Origin of the sequence: Prevotellamassilia timonensis, assembly GCF_021531665.1 — a bacterium.
Lineage (GTDB): Bacteria > Bacteroidota > Bacteroidia > Bacteroidales > Bacteroidaceae > Alloprevotella.
This window is the reverse complement of the sequence record NZ_JADYUH010000172.1, coordinates 1-370: the sequence shown is the minus strand read 5'-3', so window position 1 is coordinate 370 and position 370 is coordinate 1. Positions and strand designations below refer to the sequence as shown.

The 370-nt window shown below is 58.1% G+C and carries 1 protein-coding gene; it reads left to right on the top strand.

All coding sequences use genetic code 11. The annotated features are described in order from the left end of the window. The coding region (locus I6E40_RS10760; RefSeq protein WP_235387284.1) for a virulence-associated E family protein at positions 1-370 on the top strand (370 nt) is incomplete at both ends.

Genomic DNA, 370 nt, shown 5'->3' with positions numbered 1-370 from the left:
CCGAGCGTCAGATGGCTACGCTGAAGAACCTCATGCAACTGACGGAAGTACGGGTGAAGCCGCCGCGCAGCCGCGTGTACAGACTGATGCGCCGCATGGCAGCCTTCATCGGTACGTCAAACATGACCGAACTCTTGACCGACCCGACGGGTTCGCGCCGTTTCTTCTGCCAGATGGTGGAGACGCCGATTAGTCGCGAGGCGATAGACCACGACCAACTCTATGCACAGGTCATGGCAGAGTTGTCAGCGGGTCAGCCGACCTTCTTTTCCAAAGAGGAGGAGGCTGAGATAGAAGAACATAACCGCACCTTCTACCGCCAGTCCCCGTTGGCGGAAGCGTTCCACAAGTCGTTCATGATGGGCGAAGG